The sequence below is a fragment of the Halomonas sp. 3H genome (assembly GCF_024206005.1).
GTDB classification, from domain to species: domain Bacteria; phylum Pseudomonadota; class Gammaproteobacteria; order Pseudomonadales; family Halomonadaceae; genus Halomonas; species Halomonas campaniensis.
In genome coordinates this window covers 784,141-801,695 of the sequence record NZ_CP100360.1, presented here as the reverse complement: position 1 = coordinate 801,695, position 17,555 = coordinate 784,141, and the positions used below count along the sequence as shown (strand labels likewise).

19 protein-coding genes are annotated in these 17,555 nt (G+C 67.4%); 6 read left to right on the top strand and 13 right to left on the bottom strand.

Going from position 1 to position 17,555, the window contains the following annotated elements:
• Positions 1-3: 3 nt before the first annotated feature.
• Together NFC98_RS03905 and NFC98_RS03900 are read right to left on the bottom strand one after the other, a co-directional pair.
• Positions 4-996 (bottom strand): dipeptidase, encoded by a 993-nt coding sequence (locus tag NFC98_RS03905; protein ID WP_254276832.1) that lies wholly within the window; start codon positions 994-996, stop codon positions 4-6.
• 10 nt (positions 997-1,006) lie between these two features.
• Positions 1,007-2,446, bottom strand: coding sequence for an aldehyde dehydrogenase family protein (locus NFC98_RS03900; protein WP_254276831.1), 1,440 nt, complete (start codon positions 2,444-2,446; stop codon positions 1,007-1,009).
• A 94-nt stretch (positions 2,447-2,540) separates the two neighbouring features.
• Here NFC98_RS03900 and NFC98_RS03895 point away from each other — a divergent pair, with 94 nt between their 5' ends.
• Entirely contained in the window at positions 2,541-3,446 is a 906-nt protein-coding gene (locus NFC98_RS03895; RefSeq protein WP_254276830.1) for a LysR family transcriptional regulator, read from the top strand.
• Here the strand turns inward: NFC98_RS03895 and mtgA are convergent.
• The 3 genes from mtgA to NFC98_RS03880 form a co-directional block, all read right to left on the bottom strand.
• Positions 3,428-4,132, bottom strand: a complete 705-nt coding sequence (mtgA, locus tag NFC98_RS03890; protein ID WP_254276829.1) for a monofunctional biosynthetic peptidoglycan transglycosylase — start codon at positions 4,130-4,132, stop codon at positions 3,428-3,430. The genes NFC98_RS03895 and mtgA overlap by 19 nt on opposite strands.
• 120 nt (positions 4,133-4,252) lie before the next feature.
• A complete protein-coding gene (fghA, locus tag NFC98_RS03885) occupies positions 4,253-5,110 on the bottom strand; it encodes an S-formylglutathione hydrolase (protein ID WP_254276828.1) in 858 nt (285 codons plus the stop codon).
• Positions 5,111-5,185: 75 nt separating this feature from the next.
• On the bottom strand, positions 5,186-6,295 hold the full coding sequence (locus tag NFC98_RS03880; RefSeq protein WP_254276827.1) for an S-(hydroxymethyl)glutathione dehydrogenase/class III alcohol dehydrogenase: 1,110 nt from the start codon (positions 6,293-6,295) through the stop codon (positions 5,186-5,188).
• A 127-nt stretch (positions 6,296-6,422) separates the two neighbouring features.
• Here NFC98_RS03880 and NFC98_RS03875 point away from each other — a divergent pair, with 127 nt between their 5' ends.
• From NFC98_RS03875 to NFC98_RS03865, 3 genes are read left to right on the top strand one after another with little or no spacing between them, the layout of a single operon-like run.
• Positions 6,423-7,370, top strand: coding sequence for a LysR family transcriptional regulator (locus NFC98_RS03875; RefSeq protein WP_254276826.1), 948 nt, complete (start codon positions 6,423-6,425; stop codon positions 7,368-7,370).
• A 43-nt stretch (positions 7,371-7,413) separates the two neighbouring features.
• Positions 7,414-7,779 carry a hypothetical protein gene (locus NFC98_RS03870; RefSeq protein ID WP_254276825.1) on the top strand — a complete coding sequence of 122 codons (366 nt, stop codon included), beginning with the start codon at positions 7,414-7,416 and terminating at the stop codon, positions 7,777-7,779.
• Positions 7,780-7,785: 6 nt separating this feature from the next.
• Positions 7,786-8,199 carry a cytochrome c family protein gene (locus NFC98_RS03865; RefSeq protein WP_254276824.1) on the top strand — a complete coding sequence of 138 codons (414 nt, stop codon included), beginning with the start codon at positions 7,786-7,788 and terminating at the stop codon, positions 8,197-8,199.
• A 15-nt stretch (positions 8,200-8,214) separates the two neighbouring features.
• Here the strand turns inward: NFC98_RS03865 and NFC98_RS03860 are convergent, their stop codons facing one another.
• From NFC98_RS03860 to NFC98_RS03825, 8 genes are all read right to left on the bottom strand, one after another.
• Positions 8,215-9,021, bottom strand: coding sequence for an ABC transporter permease (locus NFC98_RS03860; protein WP_367948960.1), 807 nt, complete (start codon positions 9,019-9,021; stop codon positions 8,215-8,217).
• Positions 9,012-9,782 (bottom strand): heme ABC exporter ATP-binding protein CcmA, encoded by a 771-nt coding sequence (gene ccmA / locus NFC98_RS03855; RefSeq protein WP_254276823.1) that lies wholly within the window; start codon positions 9,780-9,782, stop codon positions 9,012-9,014. Before ccmA ends, NFC98_RS03860 begins: the two co-directional genes overlap by 10 nt.
• Complete coding sequence (locus NFC98_RS03850; RefSeq protein WP_254276822.1) at positions 9,779-10,786, bottom strand: PQQ-dependent catabolism-associated beta-propeller protein; 1,008 nt, start codon at positions 10,784-10,786, stop codon at positions 9,779-9,781. The genes ccmA and NFC98_RS03850 overlap by 4 nt, the downstream gene beginning before the upstream one ends.
• A complete protein-coding gene (locus NFC98_RS03845) occupies positions 10,774-11,985 on the bottom strand; it encodes an ABC transporter substrate-binding protein (protein ID WP_254276821.1) in 1,212 nt (403 codons plus the stop codon). Before NFC98_RS03845 ends, NFC98_RS03850 begins: the two co-directional genes overlap by 13 nt.
• A gap of 74 nt (positions 11,986-12,059) precedes the next feature.
• Positions 12,060-12,713, bottom strand: a complete 654-nt coding sequence (locus NFC98_RS03840) for a hypothetical protein (RefSeq protein ID WP_254276820.1) — start codon at positions 12,711-12,713, stop codon at positions 12,060-12,062.
• Complete coding sequence (locus NFC98_RS03835) at positions 12,710-13,552, bottom strand: quinoprotein dehydrogenase-associated putative ABC transporter substrate-binding protein (protein WP_254276819.1); 843 nt, start codon at positions 13,550-13,552, stop codon at positions 12,710-12,712. The genes NFC98_RS03840 and NFC98_RS03835 overlap by 4 nt, the downstream gene beginning before the upstream one ends.
• Positions 13,553-13,603: 51 nt before the next feature.
• Positions 13,604-14,083, bottom strand: a complete 480-nt coding sequence (locus NFC98_RS03830; protein ID WP_254276818.1) for a c-type cytochrome — start codon at positions 14,081-14,083, stop codon at positions 13,604-13,606.
• 104 nt (positions 14,084-14,187) lie between these two features.
• On the bottom strand, positions 14,188-16,011 hold the full coding sequence (locus tag NFC98_RS03825; RefSeq protein WP_302055094.1) for a methanol/ethanol family PQQ-dependent dehydrogenase: 1,824 nt from the start codon (positions 16,009-16,011) through the stop codon (positions 14,188-14,190).
• A 352-nt stretch (positions 16,012-16,363) separates the two neighbouring features.
• Here NFC98_RS03825 and pqqA point away from each other — a divergent pair, with 352 nt between their 5' ends.
• Both pqqA and pqqB read left to right on the top strand, forming a co-directional pair.
• Complete coding sequence (gene pqqA / locus NFC98_RS03820) at positions 16,364-16,435, top strand: pyrroloquinoline quinone precursor peptide PqqA (protein ID WP_119023712.1); 72 nt, start codon at positions 16,364-16,366, stop codon at positions 16,433-16,435.
• A gap of 104 nt (positions 16,436-16,539) precedes the next feature.
• Positions 16,540-17,469, top strand: coding sequence for a pyrroloquinoline quinone biosynthesis protein PqqB (pqqB, locus tag NFC98_RS03815; RefSeq protein ID WP_254276817.1), 930 nt, complete (start codon positions 16,540-16,542; stop codon positions 17,467-17,469).
• Positions 17,470-17,555 lie beyond the last annotated feature (86 nt).

Genomic DNA, 17,555 nt, shown 5'->3' with positions numbered 1-17,555 from the left:
GTCTCAGCCGGCTACAGGCGACGCGGCACGTTCCAGCAGTGCCAGCCAGTTACGGCCCATGATGCGTTCGATCTCGGTGTCGTCGAAGCCTCGCTGACGCAGCCCGTCGACCAGGTTGGGGAAATCCCGGCTGTCGCGCAGCCAGGGCAGCGGGCGCGGCCAGCCGGCGTTGCTGGCGCTGCCTTCGCCGTAGTCCATCTCCTTGGACCAGCGTCCGTTGCGCATCCATTCCAGCACCGAAACGGGCTGCGCCTGGCAGAGGTCGGTGCCCAGGCCCACATGGTCGATGCCCATCAGGTCAACGGTCCGCGCGATCATCTCGCAGTAGGCCTCGAGGGTGCAGTCCGGGCCATCCTTGAGGTGGAAGGGGTAGGCGGAGAAGCCCAGCAGGCCATCGCACTCGGCGATCGCTGCGAGCACGCGGTTGGACTTGTTGCGCTTGGCCGGGTGGAAGAACTCGGGATTGGCGTGGGAGATGATCACCGGGCGTTCTGATAGCTCGATGGCCTCCAGCGTGGAGCGCTCGGCACTGTGGGACATGTCGATGACCATGCCGACCCGGTTCATCTCGCGAATCACCTGCCGGCCGAAGCGGGTGATGCCGCTGTCCTCGCTCTCGTAGCAGCCACAGGCCAGCAGGCTCTGGTTATTGTAGGTCAGCTGCATGATCAGCAGGCCCAGCCGACGCATCACCGCCACCATGTCGATGTCGTCCTCGATCGGCGAGCAGTTCTGGGCGCCGAGGAAGACACCCACCTTGCCGTCGGCGCGGGCACGCTCGATGTCACCCGGCTCCAGAACCGGCATGATCAGGTCGTGATACTGCTCGAAGCGGCGGTTCCATTCGCCGAGCCGGGAGAGGGTCTCGCGGGTGTTCTCGTGATAGACCAGCGTGGCATGCACAGCATCGAGGCCGCCCTCGCGCATCTGCTGGAAGATCTCCCTGGACCAGTTCGAGTACTGCAGGCCGTCGACGGTCAGCATTTGCTTGGACATGGAGCGCTCCTCAAGCCTTGACGTAGCAGGTCTTGACCACGGTGTAGAACTCGCGGGCATAGCGACCCTGCTCGCGGGGACCGAAGCTCGAGTCCTTCCGCCCCCCGAACGGCACGTGGTAATCGGTGCCGGCGGTGGCCAGGTTGACCATCACGCAGCCGGTCTCGGCGCGGGCCTTGAAGGCGTTGGCCAGTTTCAGGGAGTCGGTGATGATGCCGGCGGTCAGGCCGAAGTGGGTGTCGTTGAGTGTCGTGATGGCCTCCTCGGCATCCGCGACCTTGATCACGCAGGCGATGGGCCCGAAGACCTCCTCGCGGTTGATCGCCATGTCGTTGGTGGTGTCGGTGAACAGGGTCGGCGCCATGAAGTAGCCCTGGGTCTCGCGTTCGAGGCGCTCGCCCCCGTAGGCCAGCATGGCGCCCTCCTCGCGGGCTCGCGCGATCCAGGCCAGGTTGGACTCGAGCTGGCGGGCATCCGCCACCGGGCCGATCTGCACCCCCTCCGACAGGGCATGGCCGACCGTCGCCCTGTCCAGCCGGGCGATGAGCTTCTCGACGAAGGCGTCATGGACCGCCGCGGTGACGATCAGCCGCGAGGAGGCCGTGCACTTCTGCCCGGTGCCGGAGTAGGCGCCGGCGAAAGCCGCCTCCACGGCGAGGTCGAGGTCGGCATCATCGGCCACGATCAGCGCGTTCTTGGAGCCCATCTCCAGCTGGCACTTCACCAGGTTGCCGGCGGTGGCGGCCGCCACGCGCCGTCCCACCTCCAGCGAGCCGGTGAAGCTCAGGGCATGGATGTCGGGGCTCGAGATCAGGGCATCGCCGACGCTGCCGCCGGGACCCATCAGCAGGTTGAAGGTGCCGGGCGGCAGCGCCTGGCGGCTGATGATCTCGGTCAGCGCCCAGGCGCTGGCCGGCACCAGGTTGGCCGGCTTGAAGACCACCGCGTTGCCGAAGGCCAGCGCCGGGGCGATCTTCCATACCGCCGTGGCCATGGGGAAGTTCCAGGGGCTGATCACGCCCACCACGCCGACCGGCTCGCGGCGGGTCTCGATCTCGACGCCGGGTCGCACGGAGTCCACCCGCTCGTCGAGCTGGCGCAGTACCTCGGCGGCGTAGTAGTGGAAGAACTGTGCCGAGCGGTAGACCTCGCCCACCCCCTCGGCCAGCGGCTTGCCCTCCTCGCGGGAGAGCAGGTGGCCCAGCTCGTCCTTGCGGGCGACCAGCTCATCGCCGATGGCCATCAGCAGGGCATAGCGCTGCTCCAGCCCGCTTCTGGCCCACTCGCGCTGGCCCTGCCGGGCCGCGGCAATGGCCTCGCCGACCTGGGCGACGCTGGCCTGGGCGTAGTGGCCGATCAGGTCATTGGTGTCCGAGGGGTTGTGGTTGGCGATGGCGCTCTCGCCCTCGCGCCACTGGCCGGCAATGAAAAGCGGATGGGACTGGGACATGGGATACCTCCTGGATAGCGTTGACGCCATCCTAGGAGAGCCACCAAGATAAGGATAATCAATAAATCCGATGAAATGATCAGGACAACTTACCATGCTGCCCGAACTTAAGCTCCAGCCGCTGCGCTGCGTGCTGGCCATCGCCGACCAGGGCGGCTTCCATGCCGCGGCCAGGCACCTGCATCGCAGCCAGCCGGCGATCTCCATGGCGGTGCGTGACCTCGAGGAGCGCCTCGGACAGCCCCTCTTCGAGAAGGGCAACGGCAAGGCAGCGCTGACGCCCTTCGGGCAGTGGTGTCTGCCGCGCTTTCGCGAGCTGGTGGCCCACCACGATCGGGTAAGCCGCGATGCCCTGGCCATGGCCAGCCACCAGGCCGGGCGTGTCGACATCGCCACGGTGCCTTCGGTGGCCAGCCGCCTGATGCCCGGTATCCTGGCGAGCTTCGTGATCGACTACCCGGGCATCGAGATCAACCTGCAGGATGGCCACTCCGAGCTGGTGAGCCAGAGGGTGCTGAGCGGAGAAGTGGAACTGGGCATCACCAGCCTCTGGCAGGCCGAGGAAGGGCTCGACTTCATCCCGCTGCTGCACGACGAGATCGGCGTGGTATGCCGGGACGACCATCCCCTGGCCGGGCGCGACCGCCTGCACTGGCGCGAACTGGCCGGACACGCCCTGATCCGCAACGGTACCTCGCGGCTGCTCGAGGGCTCACCCGCCTCCGAACTCCTCGAGCACAGTGCCCTGTATATCTCCAACATGATCTCGCTGACCGCCATGCTCGAGGCGGGAATCGGCATCACGACCCTGCCGCGCCTGGCCTTCCAGGAGGAGCGTGCTCGGCTGCGCTTCGTGCCGCTGGCGGAGCCCCGGCTGGAGCGCCGAATCGGGCTGATCTGCCGGGCCGGCGTCAGCCTGTCGCCGGCAGCCGCCGCAATGCGACACCATGTGATGGAGAATCTGGAGGAACAGGTGGGGCTTCAAAGCCGCTCGAGATAGGCCGGCCCACCGAGGTTGTTCATCTGCTGGCGGATCCAGGCGCTGCGCCGCTCCACGTGGGCGCTGGGCCGGGCCGCATCCCAGCCCCGCGGATTGGGCAGGATGGCCGCCAGACGGCTGGACTGGGCGGCGCTGAGCTGGCCCGCCGAGACGCCGAAGTAGTGCTGGGCCGCGGCTTCCAGGCCGAACACGCCGCTGTCCCACTCGGCGATGTTCAGGTAGACCTCGAGGATGCGCTGCTTGGACCACAGGCTCTCGATCAGCAGGGTGAACCAGGCTTCCAGTCCCTTGCGCAGCCAGCTGCGGCCGGTCCACAGGAAGAGGTTCTTGGCGGTCTGCTGGCTGAGGGTGCTGGCCCCGCGCAGTCTCCCCCCGGCACGGTTGGACTCCCAGGCACGGCGCATCTCCACCAGGTCGAAGCCGCGATGCTCGGGGAAGCGCTGGTCCTCGGCGGCGATCACCGCCAGCTTGGCATGGTCGGACAGCGCCTCCCAGGGTTGCCAGCGATGCCGGAGCTCGATGGGCTCCCGGGCGATCCAGGACTGCACCTTGCGCTCCACCATCACCATGGAGCCGAACACCGGCGCCTGGCGGAACAGCAGCACCAGCAGCACCGAGAGCACCACGAAGCCCAGCAGCGCCCGCCACGCCCAGCGCCACAGCCGGCGTCCCCAGGCCCTGATCATCCCTCGCCCCACTATCGCTCGACCCACTGTCACTCGCCCCCGCGAACCCGACGCCAGGCGGCCAGTATACGGGCTCGTTCGGCGGCAAGGGAGGCAAGCGAGCGGTGCATCCTCAACGCGCTAGCGTTGCTTGTGCAGCCGTTCGGCGTGATAGCGCAGGTGGTCCTCGATGAAGGTGGCGATGAAGAAGTAGCTGTGATCATAGCCGGGCTGGCGACGCAGGGTCAGCGGATGGTCGTGCTCGGCACACACCGCCTCGAGCCGTTCGGGCCTGAGCTGCTCCTCGAGGAAGTCGTCGGCCTCGCCCTGGTCGATGAACAGCGGCTGGCTGGAGGCGCCGCGGGCCACCAGCTCGCAGGCGTCGTACTGGGTCCACTTCCCCCGATCCTCGCCCAGGTAGCCGGTGAAGGCCTTCTGGCCCCAGGGGCACTCCGTGGGATTGACGATGGGCGCGAAAGCCGACACCGAACGGTAGTGGCCGGGCCGGCGCAGGGCCATCACCAGGGCACCATGGCCGCCCATGGAATGACCGCTGATCGACTCGCGGCCGTTCACCGGGAAGTGCTGGCGTACCACCGAGGGCAGCTCCTCGGTGACGTAGTCGTACATGCGATAGTGCGTCTTCCAGGGCGCCTGGGTGGCGTTGACGTAGAAGCCGGCACCGGAGCCGAAGTCATAGCTGTCATGCTCGCCGGGCAGGTCGGTGCCCCGCGGGCTGGTATCGGGGCAGACGATGGCGATCCCCAGCTCGGCGGCCAGGCGGTGGGCACCGGCCTTCTGCATGAAGTTCTCGTCGGTGCAGGTCAGCCCGGAGAGCCACCAGAGCAGCGGCACCCGCTCGGTCTCGGCCTGGGGCGGCAGGTAGATGGCGAAGACCATCTCGCAGTCCAGCGCCCGGGAACGGTGACGGTAGCGCTTGTGCCAGCCGCCGAAGCTCTTGTTGGCCGATACCAGCTCCAGGTTCTCGGTCATGGTCATGGATCATTCTCCTGGAGGCCGGGACGACCCGGCCTCCGTCTGACGGCGAAGGGAAAGGCGCGTGTCACTCGCGACTCAATAATGGAGGACGGTACGGATGCTCTTGCCGGCATGCAGCAGGTCGAAGGCCTCGTTGATCTTCTCGAACGGCATGTCGTGGGTGATGAAGTCATCGATGTTGAGCTCGCCGTTCATGTACTGCTCGACGTAGCCGGGCAGCTGGGAGCGCCCCTTGACGCCGCCGAAGGCGGAGCCCTTCCAGACCCGGCCGGTGACCAGCTGGAACGGGCGAGTACAGATCTCCTCACCGGCCCCGGCCACGCCGATGATGATCGACTCGCCCCAGCCCTTGTGGCAGCACTCCAGCGCCGAGCGCATGACGTTGACGTTGCCGATGCACTCGAAGGAGTAGTCGACCCCGCCGTCGGTCAGGTCGACGATGACCTGCTGGATCGGGTCGCTGTACTCCTTGGGATTGACGAAGTCGGTGGCGCCGAACTGCTCGGCCAGGGCGAACTTGTCGGGGTTGACGTCGATGGCAATGATGCGGCCGGCCTTGGCCATCACCGCCCCCTGGATCACGGCCAGGCCGATGGCGCCCAGGCCGAACACCGCGACGGTGGAGCCCGGCTCGACCTTGGCGGTGTTCATCACCGCACCGATACCGGTGGTCACGCCGCAGCCCAGCAGGCAGATCTTGTCCAGCGGCGCCTCCTTGGAGACCACTGCCAGGGAGACCTCGGGAAGCACGGTGTATTCGCTGAAGGTGGAGGTACCCATGTAGTGGTGCAGCATCTTGCCGTCCAGCGAGAAGCGGCTGGTGCCGTCGGGCATCAGGCCCTTGCCCTGGGTGGCACGCACGCTGCCGCACAGGTTGGTCTTGCCGGAGAGGCAGAACTTGCACTGGCCGCACTCGGCGGTATAGAGCGGGATGACATGGTCGCCGGGGCGCACGCTGGTGACCCCCTCGCCCACCTCCTGGACGATGCCGGCCCCCTCGTGGCCCAGTACCGCCGGGAAGTTGCCCTCCGGGTCGGCGCCGGAGAGGGTGTAGGCGTCGGTGTGACAGACGCTGGTGGCGGCGATCCGGACCAGCACCTCGCCGGCCTTGGGACCCTCGACGTCGATCTCGACGAGCTCCAGGGGCTTGCCCGGCTCCAGGGCGACGGCGGCACGTGATTTCATGGCGATATCCTCATTGACGATGGACAGAAGGTGGAACCAGTGTAGGCAATGCCCTGGCATGGGATAAACTGCATTAAAGACATGACATTATTGTCCATCAACAACAATCCTTCCTCACGAGGTGGCCATGCAACGCTGGGACAGGGTGGAGGCATTCGTCGAAGTGGTGCGCCTGGGGACCTTTGCCGCCGCCGCTCGGCAGCTGAAGGTGTCCAACTCCCATGTCAGCCGCCTGGTCAGCCAGCTGGAGGCCCAGCTGGGGACCACCCTGCTCTATCGCACCACCCGCCAGATCCGGCTGACCGATGCCGGAGCCCTCTACTACGAGCACTGCCACCACCTGTTCGATGGGTTGCGAGATGCCGAGGCCGCCATCAACGACCTGCAGGCGCAGCCTCGCGGCGTCCTGAAGCTGACCTCTGCCACCACCTTCGGCGAGCGCTTCGTGGCGCCGCTGATCAATGACTTCATGAGGCTCAATCCGCAGCTCGAGGTGCGCTTCCATTTCACCAACCGCCAGGTGGATATCATCAACGAGGGCTACGACATCGCCATTCGCATGGGCACGCTGAAGGACTCGACGCTGATCGCCCGGCGGCTCTGCGAGCGCCACGAGTATGTCGTCGGCTCTCCGGACTACTTCGCCCGGGTGCCGGTGCCGCACACCCTCTCGGAGCTCTCCAGGCACCGCTGCCTGGTCGGCTCCCGGGACCACTGGCGCTTCGACATGCACGGCGTGCGGCGCGAGGTGCGCGTCGAGGGCCCCTGGGAGGGCAACTCCGGCCCCGCCCTGCTCGACGCCGCCCTCAAGGGGCTGGGGCTGGCCCAGCTCCCCGACTACTACGTGGACCCCTACCTCGCCAGCGGCGAGCTGATCTCGGTGCTCGACGCCTACCGCCATGACGACACCGCGGTATGGGCCGTCTATCCTCGCCATCGCCACCGCTCGCCCAAGGTCTACCAGTTCATCGACTACCTGGTCGAGCACATCGAGGAGCTGCTGCCGGTGCGCCGAAGCGCCAGGCCTGACTCCCCGGCGACCGACACGGTGGAAAAATCCGGCAAGGTGCCATAGCTTGAAAGGGTATCGCACTGGAGCTTCCACTCCCGAGGTCCCGATGAAGCGCATCCTCTTCCCGTCGGGCGGTGCCCGCTCCGCCGCCCTTCCCCTGCTGGCCCTCTCGTTGCTCGTCAGTTCCCTGGCCCTGGCCAACGACTACCCGACGGAGAGCCGGGTCGACTACGTGCTGGGCTGCATGGCCGCCAACGGCAACAGCTATCTGACCATGCAGAAGTGCTCATGCAGCATCGACGTCATTGCCGAGCACCTCAGCTACGAAGCGTATGAACAGGTCGCCACGGTGATGAGCATGCAGGACCAGCGAGGCGAGCTGGGCGTGCTGTTCCGTACCGAGCGCGGCATGCAGGACCAGGTGCAGGCCCTGCATCAGGCACAGGCCGATGCCAACCTGCGCTGTTTCTGACGCCCCGTGGCACGCCTCCCCCTGTCCCCCTGCCAGCGTCGACGCCTGACGGGCATCGCCCTCTCGGCGGCGCTGGCCGCGACTCCTGCGGCGGCCGATGACGCCGACCGCCGCCAGGGCGAACGGCTGTTTCGCAGCCAGTGCGTCGGCTGCCACAGCCTGGCCCCGGGGCGGCACATCGCCGGCCCCAGCCTGCATGGGCTGATCGGGCGCCCCGCCGGCGGCCTCGAGGGCTTCGGCTACTCGCCGGTGCTGGAGGCCGCCGACTTCGAGTGGAATGCCGAGACCCTCGATGCCTTCCTCGCCGCCCCGGCGGAGTTCCTCCCCGGCAACCGCATGGTGCTGTGGGGGCTCGCCGAGCGGCCCCGCCGGCAGATCATCCGCTACCTCGAGGCCCTTGCGGCCGACGCCGAGCCCTGAGTTCCCGCCTCTGGTTCAGTCACCACCGCCCTTGCGTGCCATCAGGCCGCGGGAGGGGTTGTAACCGAGGACTGCCAGCGCCAGCAGCACCAGGGTCACCGCCACGCTGATCAGGATCGCCTCGCCGTTGAAGCGTTCGTAGAGGGCGAAGCGGAGCATCTCCACCGCGTGGGTGAAGGGGTTGAGGGCGGCGATCTGGTAGACCAGGTAGCTGCCCTCGCGGACGCGCCACAGCGGGTAGAGCGCCGAGGAGAGGAAGAACATCGGAAAGATCACGAAATTCATGACCCCGGCGAAGTTCTCCAGCTGGCGCACGAAGGTGGAGAGCAGCAGTCCCAGGGCACCGACCATGAAGCCGGTGACCAGCAGCGTCGGCAGGATCCACAGGTAGCCCATCGGCGGCGCCTGGATGCCATACCACCAGGCGATGGCCAGGAAGACATAGACCTGCACCACCGAGACCAGGGTGCTGGCCAGCAGCTTGCAGACCAGCAGGTACCAGCGCGGAAAGGGGCTGACCAGCAGCACCCGCATGCTGCCCATCTCCCGGTCGTAGACCATGGAGAGCGAGCTCTGCATGCCGTTGAACAGCTGGATCATGCCCACCAGCCCCGGCACGATGTAGACCTCGTAGAGGATGTAGGTCTGGTAGGGCTCGGTCATGGCCACGCCCAGCGCCATCCGAAAGCCGACGGCGAACACGAACAGCCATACCAGCGGCCGCACCAGGGCGGCGAAGAAGCGGCTGCGCTGGTGCAGGAAGCGCAGCAGCTCGCGCCCCACCACCCCGCGCAGGCAGTGCAGCCAGGGCATCAGTCGCATGGCGCCTCCTCGTCCCCGACCAGGCAGTCGAAGGCCTCACCCAGGGTGGCCACGCCAAGCCGGGCGGTAAGTGCCTCGGGCGTGCCGTCGGCCAGCAGCCGCCCGCGGTGCAGCACCAGCACCCGATCCCCCGGGCGCACCTCGTCGATCAGGTGGGTGGCCCAGAGTACCGCCACGCCCTCCTCTGCGCAGAGGCGATGGGCATGCTCGACCAGCTCGCGCCGCGAGGCCACGTCGAGCCCCACGGTGGGCTCATCGAGGAGCAGCAGCCGTGGCGCATGCAGCAGGCCCCGGGCGATCTCCACGCGCCGGCGCTGTCCGCCGGAGAGCTGTCGTACCCGGGTCCGCCGGCGATCGGCGAGGCCCACCCGGGCCAGCTGGGCGTCGGCCCGGCGGCGCGCCTCGCCGGGCCCCATGCCGTGCAGGGCCGCATGGTAGGCGAGGTTCTGGGCCACGCTGAGATCCAGGTCCAGGGTCGGCTGCTGGAAGACCACGCCGATCCGGGCATGGGCCTTCACCGCCTGGCGTCTCACATCGAAGCCACCGATGCGGATCTCGCCCCGGCGCCGGTCGTGCAGCCGCGTCACCAGCGAGAAGAGCGTGGTCTTGCCGGCGCCGTTGGGGCCCAGCAGCACGACGAACTCCCCGGCCGCGATGGCCAGGGAGATCGCCTCCAGCACCGGCCGGCCACCATAGGTGAAGCTCAGGTCCTGGACCTCGAGGGCAGGTGCGTCCCCCTCCCTGGTGGGCGAATCACTCACGGTTCGACGATCACCCCCCAGGGGAAGCGCCCCACCGGGATCGAGCGGATCGCCCTCAGGCCATCGACCTCGATCACCGTGACGTCGCCGCTTACCCCGTTGGTGGTGTAGAGACGGCTCTCATCGCCGTTGAGGGCCAGGTGCCAGACCCGCTGCCCCACCAAGATGTAGTCGAGAACCTCGTAGGTCTGCTGGTCCACCACCGCCACCCGGTTGGAGGGTCCCAGCGCCACGAAGGCGTAGCGCCCGTCGGAGGTCAGGACGACCCCCACCGCCTGGACGGTCTCCCGGGGCACGCCCGGGACGTCGAAGCGCAGGGTGTGCTTGACGTCGAAGGTCTCCTCCATGTCGAGGATCGACACCGTGCCGGCGATCTCAGCCGAGACCCAGGCCTCGCGACCGTCGTGGGTGAACTCGGCATGCCGCGGCCGGGCCCCCACCAGGCGATGGTGGACCGCCTCCATGCTCTCGGTATCGATGATGTGCGCCATGTTGGAGGTCTCGGTGGTGGAAACCAGCCAGCGTCCGTCGGGGCTGATGCCGAGCCCCTCGGGTTCCACGCCCACGGGGATCTCGGTGACCAGAGTGCGGGCCTCGTAGTCGAGCACCGAGACGATGTTGTCGTCCTCGTTGGAGACGTAGATATAGGGGCGGTTGGGATCCACGCGGATCACCTCGGGATCGTCGCCGGAGGCCTGGCTGCGCACCACGCGCAGGCTCTCCAGGTCGATCATGTCGATGGACTCGTCGTCCCCCACCGCCACGAACAGCTCGCTGCCGTCGCTGCTGAAGGCCATGGAGCGCGGACGGCGGCCGACAGGGATGGTCTCCACCACCTCGAGGGTCTCGCCGTCGATGACCGAGATGGTGTTGTCCTTCTCGTTGGAGACGAAGATGCGTTCCGCCTGGGCTGCCAGCGGCAGTGCCAGCAAGCCACCCAGGGTCAGCCCGAGCAGGCCATGTCGGTAAGCGGAGAACCAGCCCCGCGGAGTCAGAAGCGACATTGTGATTCCCCCTCATCGGCGCCGAGTGCATCGAGTGGTGTACGAGGATGCAGGTAGCCCTCCTGGGGCGAGACCGACGCCACCATGCGCGGGCCGGTGATCAGGATCGGCTGACGCAGCTGGTGGTTCCAGGTGCGGTAGCTGACCGGTAGCCCGAGGTAGCCGGCAAGCTCGAACTCCTCGCCGAGCATGTACTCGAGCACGACCTCGCGCTCGGCGGAGCCGGTACGCGCCGCCGCCTCCCCCAGCGATCGCACAGCGAGCCAGGCGCCGAAGTCACGCGGCGTCATCCAGCGGTCGGCCAGCTTTTCGAAGCGCCGCTGCAGCTGCACGGCGCCCCAGGACTCGTGGGCGCGATGCCAGGCGGTGGCGATCAGTCCCTGGGTCCCCACCACCGGGCGTGGCTCCCAGGTCTGGTAGGGAAAGTACTCACCGAAGTAGTCGGTCTCGTCGGCGATCACCAGAACGTCGTGTTCAGGAAGGTCCTGCACGAACACCGGGATCTCCCGCTGGATGGCATGGAACCCCCCCTCGGCGCGACGCGCCATGGGGTCGTGGGGCCACATCCTGTCGCCGACGATGCGATGGCCGTAGCGCTCGGCCGCGGCGCGCAGCGTCTCGGCGAGCCGGCGATCCTCGTCGGTGTTGCCGTAGACCAGCGTCCAGCGCTCCCACTGCTTGTAGCCGAGGAACTGGGCCAGCGCATCGGCCAGCATCCGCCGGCTCGGCGTGGTGTGATAGAGGTTGGGGTGGCAGGCCTCCCCGCGCAGGGCGTCATCCGGGGCCCAGGCGTTGAACACCACCCGGTCGCCCAGGGCCGGATGCCCCATCACCTCCAGCAGCGCATCAAAGGGCAGCCCGCTGATGATCCAGTCGACTCCCTCGTCAATGAGCTGCTCCAGCGCCTCACCGACATCGTCTCCCAGCGCCACCTCGGCCTCGTGCAGCACGAACTCCTGACCGAGAAACTGTGCCGTGGCGTTGTTGTCGTTGATGCCGAGCCGGGCCCCCTGGCGGCCCTCGTCGTCGAGAACCGGGTCGAGCACCGAGAGCGGCTCCCGGTCGTCCGGCCGTTCCATGCCCAGGTAGCCCAGGGTCAGGGTGTCCGGGGTGTCGGCAGGCAGCGCCACCGACCAGCCCAGGCCGATGACGATCCCTCCCACCGCCAGCCAGCGGGGGGGGAGTGGCAAGGTTATCATGCAGGCTCCTCAGGCAGCTCAATGCCGCCGCTGTCGTGGTCTTGTCGTTGTTATCGCGTGCCCGCGCACCGCTGCTAGGGCATCCGCTCCATGATCACTCGCACCATCCGGCCGAGTCGTTCCTCCAGCAGGTAGGGCTGCTCGCACATGGCCGGCAGCGCCTGCTGGCGCTTCTGGAAGGTGCGCTGCTCCCAGAACAGCCCTTCCGAGAGTCGCTCGATGTCCGCCGGATCTGCCGCGTCGTCGGCGCGCAGCGCCTCCAGGTCATCGACCATGCCGGAGATGGTGTCGAGCCTCGCCATCTGGGCCCGGGCCGCCTGGCGGGTAGCCGCGATGGCCCGGCCGCGCTGGCGGTCGGTGAGCTCGAACAGCCCGGCGAACAGCAGCGTCAGCCGCACTTCTGCCTCGTCATCATCCACCGAGGCCACGAAGTCACGCACCCGCGTCAGCGCCTGCTCCTCGGGGGTATCGCGAGCCGTGGCAAAGCGCGCCACGCGAGCGACCTCCTCGTCCTCCCACCAGCGCTGCTCCAGCTCGTCCAGGGAGGGACCGGTCCAGATGGTGCCCCAGGCAAGCTCCGGAATCAGGCGCTGGACGCACGGCCAGTCGGGAGGGCCGGCCGCCGCACGCTGGGCCTCGACTGGCGTACCGGAGAGCAGCAGTCCGGTGGCGAGCGCCAGGGCCAGCAGCGGGGACATGGCACGCGCCGGAAACCGCGCGGGGCTCATGACTCACCTCCCGCACCGGGCGACAGCAGTCGACCGCGGCGGTCGAGCAGGGGCACTCCATACTCCGCGAGGATGGCGTGGATCTCGTCCTGGCGGCGGTTGATGAAGTCGTTGATCCAGTCCTTCCAGTGGGGCTCGCCACGGCGGATTCCCATGGTGATGCGGTAGTCCAGATGCGCACCCGAGTCGTCATCGACCAGGGGAATGACCCGGAGCGGTGGTTCCTGACGGGCGGCGTAGTACCCCGCCAGCGGCCCCCACAGCACGGCTCCCTCGGTGCGGCCGGACACGACATCCTCGATGGCGTCGCGTACCGGGGCACGGACGCGGGTATCGACCATCAGGGGATAGCCCTGGAGGGTGGCGCCGGTACGTCGCAGGGGTACCAGGGGGGGCGTCTCGGTCACCACGCCGATACGTCGCCCCTGCAGCAACGGGTCCGTCAGGCTTTCGACCCGGAGGTCGGAATCCTCGGGCACCACCAGGGAGTAGACGGAGCGATAGACCTCGTTGGAGTTCTGCACGAACTCATAGCCGGCCACTGCACCGATCATGACGTCGCAGACCCTCAGCTCCAGGGTGTTGCGCACGAATCCCATCACCTGAGGGGACCAGACATAGACCAGGGGTACGCCCAGGTCCTCGGCCATCAGCTCGGCGATACGATTCTCGAAGCCCTCGCCCGCCTCGTTGCTGAAGGGTAGGTTGTTGCCATCGGCACAGACTCGCAGCGCCTCGCGCTCCTGGCGCTCCGGCAGGTCGGCTACCACCGACACAGAGGCACCGCCGAGAAGCAGCGCGACCAGCAGCGGCCAGCGTCGCAGAATTGTTCCACCCATGCGTCCTCCGGGTCCGGGTAGGAAAACCAGGCCAGGCGCTAGCCCTCGCCCCTAGTCATCTTGGTCGCCATCACCGCTTTCCGCCTCATCCTGCATCGACTCGATGATCTGGGGACGGCCTCGACCCAGCCCCCCCTCGCCGCGAGCCAGCATGTAACTGAAGATGTAGGGGATATTGCGCATCACGTAGGGGTCGTCGGCGAAGGAGGGCATCACCTGGCCCGGCTGCACCTCACGCCCCGCCGCCACGGTGCCGGCAAAATCGGCCCAGCCGCGGCGCTCTGCGGCGCGGATCAGGCTGGGCGCGAAGGATGAGCCGAGCCCATCCGGACCATGACAGGCCATGCAGGCCCGGGTGTAGACGATATAACCTTCGTAGGTGTTGGGGTCGACCTTGCCGTCCTCGACCACGTAGTCGCCTGGCCGATAGGGAGCTTCCCCCAGCTCCTTCGCCACCGATGCGGGGGCAAGGAGCAGGCCCAGCAGTGCGACAGCCAGGGCAGGCCAGGGAGTGCGCTGGAATACCATCATGCAATCGGTCCTTCTCGGGGCTCCGGGGCCTCGCCCCGGAATCGGATAGGTCGACGGGGCATGGCACTTCGTCCATGCCCCGCCGGGGGAGCATCAAGCCGGCCTCAGTCCGGCAGGGCAAAGACCGTCAGCACCCCGCCAAGCTTGGTGTAGTCGCTCAGGGCGGAGAAGACGCCGACGGCCCCCAGGCCCTCCTCGGGATCCTCGAGCCCCGCCGCCAGGCCGATCCCGGCCCAGCCGCCGACCCCGGAGAGCACTCCGACGTACTGCTTGCCCTCGTGCACGAAGGTGTTGACGTTGCCGATGATCCCGGAGGGGGTCTTGAAGCGCCACAGCTCCTCGCCGGTCTCGATATCCACCGCCTTCACGTGCCCCTCGAGGGTGCCGTAGAAGGCCAGGTCGCCGGCCGTGGCCAGGGCCCCGCTCCACACCGCAAAGCGCTCGTCGATCTCCCAGACGACCTCACCGGCCACCGGATCCCAGGCGATGAAGCTGCCCATGCGGCCTTCCATCTCGCCGTTCTGCGTCGGCGCCGGCATCATGGTGAGCGTCGCCCCCACATAGGGCTGGCCCGCCACGTAGTCGGTCTCATAGGGCTCGTAGTTCATGCAGATCCGGTTGATCCCCGCATAGAGCAGCCCGGTCTTCGGCGAGTAGGCGCTGGGCTGCATGTTCTTGGCGCCCATGGCGGTGGGGCAGATGTCGGTGGTGTTGACGTTCACCCCCTGGCGGTAGGTGCTGTACGCCTCGTTGACGTTGGGACGGCCGGTCTCCAGGTCATAGCTGTCGGCCCAGTTGGTCTCGGGGGCAAACTTCTCGGCCACCAGCAGCTCGCCGGTCTCGCGGTCAAGCAGGAAGCCGAAGCCGGTGCGATCGATGATCGCCAGCCCCTTGCGCTGCTCGCCGTTGAACTCGACGTCGATCAACTGGTTCTCGTTGACCCCGTCATAGTCCCACTCGTCGAAGGGCACCTTCTGGTAGACCCACTTGGTCGAGCCGTCGTTGGGATCACGGGCGAACACGGTGATCGCCCACTTGTTGTCCGCCGGCTCACCATCCTTGGTACGCTGGTCCGGGTTCCAGGTGCCCGGGTTGCCGGTGCCGTAGTAGATCAGGTCGAGGTCAGGGTCATAGGTGACCCAGCCCCAGGGGGCACCGCCACCGCGCTCCCACTCGCCCTCGGGCCAGGTACTCAGGCCCAGGTCGGCCTCGCCGATGGGCTCGCCGAGCATCAGGGTGGTATCGGGATCGATCAGCACCTCGTCATCCGGGCCGGTGGAGTAGCCGCGCCAGGCCATCTCCCCGGTCTCGACATCATAGGCCGTGAGGTGGCCGCGGATCCCGTACTCGCCGCCGCTGATGCCGACGATGACCTTGTCATGGACCACCAGCGGCGACATGGTATTGGTCTCGCCGACGGTGTGGTCACCGTTGCTGACATCCCAGAGCAGCTCACCGGTCTCGGCATCCAGCGCGATCAGGGTGTTGTCGGACTGGCCGAGGAAGAGCCGACCGTCGGCATAGGCCAGGCCACGATTGACCGTGTCGCAGCACATCACCGGGATGACCCGGGAGTCCTGATCGGGTTCGTAGCTCCAGATCACGCGTCCCTCGTCCTCCAGGTCCAGGGCGAACACCTTGTTGGGGAACGGAGTATGGATATAGAGGCGGCCGTCACCGACATAGAGGGGACCGCCCTCGTGGCCGCGCAGGACGCCGGTGGAGAACTGCCAGACCGAGCGCAGCTCATTCACGTTGTCGCGGTTGATCTGGTCAAGCTGGCTGTAGCGATTGCCCTGGTAGTTGCCTAGCTGGGTCGGCCAGTATTCAGGGTTGTCCTGCAGTTCAAGCAGGTTCTGGTTGGCATGGGCAACGGCTGCCGAGAGCATTCCCGCGGCCACTGCCGTGCAGAGGATTGGACGAAGCATGGCGTGTCTCCGAAATCGCGCTGAAGGGTGGCCAGGGTTGGGCACACCCGTTGTTTTGGTTGTCCTGATTCAGGCGTTGACAAGTGAAGGTCTAGCACATCTTTCGTCGCCGCCTGCCCTGCCCGGAGGAATTACGCCCCCATTCGGTGCAAAAGACTTTTGCCTCTCAGCAATAAAGCCACCTCATCCCTGCTGGAGCGCCTGGTGACGGAGCATCGACGGCTCGGGGATACGGTGTCAGCTCTCCTCGCAGCAGCCTTCGACCTTGGTCGCAAGGCAGATCTCGCCGGGCATGCTTCAATGATGGGTGGAGCACAACAAGACCCTATCTGCCACGCGAGGAGGACCCCCCATGTGGACCAAGCCTGCCTATCAGGATCTACGCCTCGGCTTCGAGGTGACGCTGTACATTTCCAATCGCTGACCTTCATCGGAAGGTGGTACCGACACGGCTGACGTCGCCCCAGGGTGCGTCGGCCTTTTCTTTGCGCCTGCGCCGGCAGGCCGACCCGGACCGGGGAGAGTGACATGCAGGTATTGGTGCTTGGCGCCGCGGCGGGGGGCGGCTTTCCGCAGTGGAACTGCAACTGTCGCCTCTGTCTCGGCGTGCGCCGCGGGGAGCTCGCCGCAAGGCCGCGCACTCAGTCCTCGATTGCCATCAGCAGCGACGGTGAGCGCTGGCTGCTCTGCAATGCCTCTCCCGACATCCGCGCCCAGCTGGCGGCGAACCCTGAACTTCACCCCCGGAAGGTGCCTCGGGACAGCGGCGTCGCCGCCGTCCTGCTGGTCGATGGCCAGATCGACCACGTCACCGGGCTGCTGTCGTTGCGCGAGGGGTGCCCGCTCGACGTCTGGTGCACGCCCAACGTCCATCAGGACCTGAGCAGCGGCTTCCCGCTGTTCCCGATGCTCGAGCACTGGCAGGGCGGCCTGGCCTGGCAGCCCATCGGGATCGACGAGTCGCACCTGGAGGCCACCTTCGAGGTGCCGGCCTGCCCGGGGCTGAGCTTCACCGCCGTGTCCCTGACCAGCAATGCCCCGCCCTACTCGCCGCGCCGGGGAGCCCCCACGCCCGGCGACAATATCGGCCTGCTGATCGAGGACAGGCAGCAGGGCTCCCGGCTCTTCTATGCCCCCGGGCTGGGCCAGCTGGATGACCGGGTTCGCGGCTTCCTGGCCCGGGCCGACTGCGTGCTGGTGGACGGCACCCTGTGGCACGACGACGAGCTGATCCGTGCCGGCGTCGGCCAGGCCACCGGTCGCGAGATGGGCCATCTAGCACTGGCCGGCGAGGATGGGCTGCTGGAGGAGCTCGGTGCCCTGCCCGAGGCGACCCGCCGGGTGCTGATCCATATCAACAACACCAACCCGATCCTCGATGAGCACTCCAGGGAGCATGCCACCCTGACGGCGGCAGGCATCGAGGTGGCCCATGACGGCATGCGCCTGAAGGTGTGAACCCTCGGGTCATTCCCGCCGTCTCACGCAGCAAGGGGCCTGACGTGGTCAGGTCCGGCAGAAGGAGTCCCGCATGACTCGCATCG